Here is a 6368-nt window from a genome sequence, read left to right as displayed (position 1 = left end):
TGGAAAAAGAACAAACGAAAAATCAACAGGAGAAGAATCAGAAAAAGTCCCAAAAGCTGCAGTGGCATCCGGCATTCTGTTCAGCCTTGCGCCTGGAACTGCTGGAGGATGCAGAAAATCTGGAATTTACCGATGAGTTCCAGCTTACGGAAAAACCTTTGCAGATTGACTGTACGGTTGTAAAAGTAAAGAGGGACTGCAAAATAAAAAATGAAATCGGGAAGATCTTCCGGAAACACAACATTTTTGAATATAAATCCCCGAAGGATGAGCTGAACATTGATACTTTTTACAAGGCGGTTGCGTATGCATGCCTGTATAAAGTATTACCAAATCATGTGGATGAGATTCAGGCAGAGGAGATTACCATTACACTGATTCGAGACCGCAAGCCAGTGAAGCTTCTTCAGAAATTAAGTAGTGATGGGTATGAATGCAGGAAAGAAACAGCCGGAATCTATTATGTCAGTGGTGTGATGTTCCCGGTGCAGATCATTGCATCATCGGAACTGGATATGGATTTGCATGTACAGCTCAAGGCACTGACTGACAATTTGGATGAACCGCTGATGTGGAAGTATCTGCAGGAAGTTAGCGTTTTTACAGAGAGGGAAAAGAATCTTGCGGATGTTGTGCTTCAGGTTATTGTAAACAGTAACATGGAGAAAGTGCAAAAATGGAAAGGAAGTGAACAGACAATGTGTGAGGCATTACGTGTTTTAATGGCAGATGAATTGAATGAAGAACGCGTGGAAGGTCAGCGTGAAGGCCAGATTCGTGCATATGCAACTTTGGTAAAGGATGGAATCATTACAGTGGAAGTTGGTGCAGAAAAAGCAGGAATGTCTGTCGATGACTTTACAAAAGAAATGAAACAGGCTGGTTATGTAATCCCTGCGGTATAAAATCATTTTGTAAAGCCATGTAGTATGTATGGGTAAAAACATCTATAATTTCAATTATTCTGCGGATTCTTGAGAAACAGAGTCTTTCTTTTTCCTGGATTTTGCAGAAAGCATTTTATGACCAGAGTAGATAGCCATAATCATGCAGAGAAGAGAACTGCAGGCAAAATATTTGTGAGCTGATTTCATATTTTTATAGCCGGTATAGATAGTTCCGATCATGGTTGCCAATGCACCAAGGGACCAATATTTATGTGCTTTCATTTGAATACCTCCTGTGTTTTTCTATATAATACCTCTTTTTGGAGAGTATGCAAACAGGAAATTTTATTTTATTTGCTCTGAACTGTTTTTCTGATGAGGCAATATTTGTTAGAGGTCGGTGCATTTGCAGAGAGGGAAAAGGATCTTGCGGATGTTGTGTTGCAGGTTATTGTAAACAGTAACATGGAGAAAGTGCAAAAATGGAAAGGAAGTGAAAGGATTATGTGTGAGGCATTACGTGTTTTGATGGCAGATGAATTGAATGAGGAACGTATGGAAGGGCAGCGAGAGGGCAGAATTGAAGGCCAGCGAGAAGGAAGAATCGAAGGTCAGCGAGAGGGCAGAATCGAAGGCCAGCGAGAAGGCCAGATTCGTGCATATGCATCTCTGGTGCAGGATGGGATCATCACCGTGGAAACGGGTGCAGAAAAAACGGGAATGTCTGTCGGAGATTTCACAAAGGAAATGAAGCAGGCAGGTTATGTAATCCCTGCGGTATAAAATTAATTTTGTAAAGCCATGCAGTATTGGATTTTTCATTGCATGGCTTTTTGTTTTCCTACTTGAAATGTTTTTTCTTGTAGCGGGCATACACATATGATATAGTAATCATATCTTTTTTCAGAGGCAGTTTCTGCCAGAAATTCCATTTGTTTAAATTTTATGAGTTTATTAATACGTGATTTTTGTGCGTTGAAAAGAGTATAACAGTTTTGTATAATAAAAGGAGAACAATTGAAAAATAAAAAAGAAAAACAAAAGAAGCTACAGTGGCATCCGGCATTCTGTTCAGCCTTGCGCCTGGAACTATTGGAGGATGCAGAAAATTTGGAATTTACCGATGAGTTCCAGCTTACGGAAAAACCTTTGCAGATTGACTGTACGGTTGTAAAAGTAAAGAGGGACTGCAAAATAAAAAATGAAATCGGGAAGATCTTCCGGAAACACAACATTTTTGAATATAAATCCCCGAAGGATGAGCTGAATATTGATACTTTTTACAAGGCGGTTGCGTATGCGTGCCTGTATAAAGTATTACCAAATCATGTGGATGAAATTCCGGCAGAGGAGATTACCATTACACTGATTCGAGACCGCAAGCCGGTGAAGCTGCTGGGGGAACTGGAAAAATCTGGGTATGGATATAAAAAAGAAGCAGCAGGAATCTACTATGTCAATGGCGCGATGTTCCCGGTGCAGATCATAGTGTCATCGGAACTGGATGTGGATATGCATGTACAGCTCAAGGCACTGACCGACAGGCTGGAGGAATCGTTGCTGCGCCAGTATTTATTGCAGGCGAGTACCTTTGAGGGAAGGGAGAAGAATCTTGCAGATATCGTGCTGCAGGTCATTGTAAACAGTAACATGGAGAAAGTGCAAAAATGGAAAGGAAGTGAAAGGATCATGTGTGAGGCATTACGTGTTTTGATGGCAGATGAATTGAATGAGGAGCGTATGGAAGGTCAGCGCGAAGGAAGAGTGGAAGGTCAGCGCGAAGGACTGATTCGTGCATATGCATCCCTGGTGCAGGATGGGATCATCACCGTGGAAACAGGTGCAGAAAAAGCGGGAATGTCTGTCGATGATTTCACAAAGGAAATGAAGCTGGCAGGTTATGTAATCCCTGCGGTATAAAATTAATTTTGTAAAGCCATGCAGTATTGGATTTTTCCATTGCATGGCTTTTTGTTTTTCCTATTGTTTTTCCAGCTCGGGATGTTTTTTCTTGCAGTGGTCATAAACATATGGTATAGTAAACATATCTTTTTTCAGTGGCAGTTTCTGCCAGAAAATCCCATTTGTTTTGTTGCATAAGTGAAAGATGTGAACCTTGATGTGCCTTTGACGGTCAGGTTTTGACAGTCAGGTTTTGACGGTCGGAGATTGACGGTCAGGGTTTAACAGTCTGCAATTTTTATGCGTTGAAATAAAAGCAAAAACCACATATAATATAAGGAGAACATTTGGAAAAAGAACAAACGAAAGAAGCTACAGTGGCATCCGGCATTCTGTTCAGCCTTGCGCCCGGAACTATTGGAGGATGCAGAAAATTTGGAATTTACCGATGAGTTCCAGCTTACGGAAAAACCTTTGCCGATTGACTGTACGGTTGTAAAAGTAAAGAGGGACTGCAAAATAAAAAATGAAATCGGGAAGATTTTCCGGAAACACAATATTTTTGAATATAAATCCCCGATGGATGAGCTGAACATTGATACTTTTTACAAGGCGGTTGCATATGCGTGCCTGTATAAAGTATTGCCAAATCATGTGAATGAGATTCCGGCAGAGGAGATTACCATTACACTGATTCGTGATCGGAAGCCGGTGAAGCTGATGCAGGAACTGGAAAAATCCGGGTATGAATGTAAAAAAGAAACAGTAGGGATTTACTATGTCAGTGGAGTGATGTTTCCGGTGCAGATCATAGCGTCATCGGAACTGGATGTGGATATGCATGTACAGCTAAAAGCATTGACGAATCATCTGGAAGAATCGTTGATGCGTCAGTATTTATTGAGGGTGAGTGCATTTTCGGAAAGAGAGAAGAATCTTGCAGATGTTGTGCTCCAGGTTATTGTAAACAGTAACATGGAGAAAGTGCAAAAATGGAAAGGAAGTGAAAGGATCATGTGTGAGGCATTACGTGTTTTAATGGCGGATGAATTGAATGAGGAACGTGTGGAAGGTCGAATCGAAGGACAGCGAGAGGGAAAGATTCGTGCATATGCATCCCTGGTACAGGATGGAATCATTACAGTGGAAATTGGCGCAGAAAAAGCAGGAATGTCTGTCGATGATTTTACAAAAGAAATGAAGAAGGCCGGTTATATAATTCCAGCAGTATAAAATCAGAAAATGAAATGTGTGGTGCCCGTGGTTGCACCACACATTTCATTTTAATTTAAGAAAAGTTTTATATAATAGGAATTGTTCTGGAAATCAGTTCGTGATAGTATAAAAGCTATGCATATGAAAAGGAGTTAAATCATGGGAAAAATATTTAAAAACATGCTCCCATACTGGAAATGGATTCTGGTTATTGTGGCTTTTCTTGTGATGCAGGCATTTTGTGATCTGTCCCTGCCACAGTATACATCGGATATTATCGATGTCGGAATCATGAGCAGCGGAGTGGAGCATATTCTTCCAGAAGAAATGACACAGGAAGATTTTGTGTCAGCACAGCTTTTTATGACCAGCAGGGAAAAGAAAACATTTGCCGCCTGTTATAAGGAGCAAAAAAAAGACGGAAACTATGTGAGAAATTGTGAAGAGGATACGCTTGACGATATGGATGAGTCTCTGTTGGAGCCGATCGTCATGGTATATCAGATGTCCCAGATGAAGGAGTCCGATATTGACGAGAAGGCTATCACGGCGAAAATGGGAACGGATGGGACGCAGGTAGATATGAAGCAGCTGATGCAGGCACTGGCAGCCGGCCAGGTACCGGATCAGCAGATTCTTGAGATGCGAAAGCAGGTGTCTGGACAGATTGATGCGATCGGATCTTCTACATTGAAATCCATGGGTGTGACCTATGCGATCTCCTGTGATAAAAATGCAGGTGTGGATGTAGATGCCATTCAGAAACATTACTTATGGACCACCGGAGCCAAGATGCTTGGTTTTGCGCTGCTGATGGTTATGGCGGCAGTGGTTGTCGGATATTGTGCTTCCCGTGTGGGAGCATCCATCGGACGGGATCTGCGTGATAAGACATTCCGCAATGTCGTACAGTACTCCAATGCAGAGATGGATCATTTTTCAACGGCATCCCTGATTACGAGAAGTACCAATGATGTACAGCAGATTCAGATGGTGACTGCAGTATTTCTGCGAATGATTCTTTATGCTCCGATCATTGGAATCGGTGGTGTGATTAAGGTTGCACAGACCCATGCAGGAATGGAATGGGTGATCGCGCTTGCGGTGCTTGTTATTCTTGGATTTGTAATGCTTCTTACCTCCCTTGCCATGCCGAAGTTTAAGATTATGCAGAATCTCGTGGATCGGCTGAATCTGGTTTCGAGAGAGATTCTGACAGGATTAAATGTCATTCGTGCATTTGGACGGGAAAAACGGGAAGAAGAGCGGTTTGATGAGGCCAACCGCAATCTGACAAAGACGCAGTTGTTTACCAACCGTGTTATGACATTTATGATGCCGGGAATGATGATGATCATGTACTGCATTACGCTTCTGATTGTGTGGGTTGCCGCAAAGCGGATCGATGGCGGATATATGCAGGTTGGTTCCATGACGGCATTTATTACTTACACAATGATGATCGTTATGGCATTTCTGATGCTGACTATGATGTCTATCATGATGCCGAGAGCCGGTGTAGCTGCAGAGCGTATAGATGAGGTTGTACGCACAAAAAGTACGATTACAGATCCGAAAGAGCCGGCTGCCATGGAACAGTGTGAGGGTGTGATTGCCTTTCATCATGTAAATTTCCGGTATCCGGGAGCCACGGAAGATGTGCTTTCGGATATTGATTTTGTTGCAGAGCCAGGAAAGACCACTGCAATTATCGGAAGTACCGGATGTGGTAAATCTACGCTGGTCAACCTGCTTCCGCGTTTTTATGATGTGACAGGCGGAGAGATCACGCTTGACGGAACGGATATCCGCAAGTATACATTGCAGGATCTGCGGGAACATATCGGATTTGTACCACAGAAGGGAATTCTTTTCTCTGGTACAATTGCAAGCAATCTGCGCTTCGGGGCAGAGGATGCGTCAGATGAGCAGATCCGGGAAGCAGCGGAGATTGCGCAGGCAACAGAGTTTATTGACAGCAAACAGGATGGGTATGAGAGTGCGATTGCACAGGGCGGAAGCAATGTTTCCGGCGGACAGAAGCAGCGGCTTGCCATTGCCAGAGCAATTGCAAAAAATCCAAAGATTTATGTGTTTGATGACAGTTTTTCCGCTCTGGATATGAAGACCGATGCGGCACTCCGCAGAGCACTTGAGACAAAGACGGAACATACGACCGTGATCATTGTCGCACAGCGAATCAGTACAATTCTGCATGCGGACCAGATACTGGTACTCGACGATGGAAAGATTGTCGGAAAAGGCACGCATGAGGAATTACTGCACAATTGCGAAGTTTACGAGCAGATTGCCAGGAGCCAGCTGTCTGCCAAAGAACTGGGACTTTCTGAGGAGGTGAAATAA

Annotated in this window: 6 protein-coding genes; 5 read left to right on the top strand and 1 reads right to left on the bottom strand. The window is 42.9% G+C overall.

Annotation, left to right across the window (positions count from 1 at the left end):
* Positions 1-905: hypothetical protein (locus DXD06_RS01680; RefSeq protein ID WP_199535186.1), on the top strand; the 905-nt coding region annotated here is incomplete at its 5' end.
* Between the two features lie 54 nt (positions 906-959).
* Here DXD06_RS01680 and DXD06_RS01675 read toward each other — a convergent pair.
* Complete coding sequence (locus DXD06_RS01675) at positions 960-1169, bottom strand: DUF6219 family protein (RefSeq protein WP_022044937.1); 210 nt, start codon at positions 1167-1169, stop codon at positions 960-962.
* A gap of 105 nt (positions 1170-1274) precedes the next feature.
* Between DXD06_RS01675 and DXD06_RS01670 the strand changes: the two genes are divergently transcribed.
* From DXD06_RS01670 to DXD06_RS01655, 4 genes are all read left to right on the top strand, one after another.
* Complete coding sequence (locus tag DXD06_RS01670; protein ID WP_055067754.1) at positions 1275-1670, top strand: hypothetical protein; 396 nt, start codon at positions 1275-1277, stop codon at positions 1668-1670.
* Positions 1671-1904: 234 nt separating this feature from the next.
* Complete coding sequence (locus DXD06_RS01665; protein ID WP_117830402.1) at positions 1905-2807, top strand: hypothetical protein; 903 nt, start codon at positions 1905-1907, stop codon at positions 2805-2807.
* Between the two features lie 417 nt (positions 2808-3224).
* The gene (locus DXD06_RS01660; protein ID WP_117830401.1) at positions 3225-4022 is read left to right on the top strand and encodes a flagellar biosynthesis protein FlgM; all 798 of its coding nucleotides are present in this window, start codon (positions 3225-3227) and stop codon (positions 4020-4022) included.
* A gap of 141 nt (positions 4023-4163) precedes the next feature.
* Positions 4164-6368 carry an ABC transporter ATP-binding protein gene (locus tag DXD06_RS01655; protein ID WP_117830400.1) on the top strand — a complete coding sequence of 735 codons (2205 nt, stop codon included), beginning with the start codon at positions 4164-4166 and terminating at the stop codon, positions 6366-6368.

The sequence above is a fragment of the Roseburia sp. TF10-5 genome (assembly GCF_003462365.1).
Taxonomy (GTDB): Bacteria; Bacillota; Clostridia; order Lachnospirales; family Lachnospiraceae; genus Roseburia; species Roseburia faecis.
Note: the sequence above shows the minus strand (reverse complement) of the source record. Positions and strands in the feature narration are given on the sequence as shown.

What these genes read in the sequence shown, in the direction of transcription:
- DXD06_RS01675 (WP_022044937.1), bottom strand. Translation starts at nt 1,169, where the DNA reads ATGAAAGCACATAAATATTGGTCCCTTGGTGCATTGGCAACCATGATC.
- DXD06_RS01655 (WP_117830400.1), top strand. Translation starts at nt 4,164, where the DNA reads ATGGGAAAAATATTTAAAAACATGCTCCCATACTGGAAATGGATTCTG.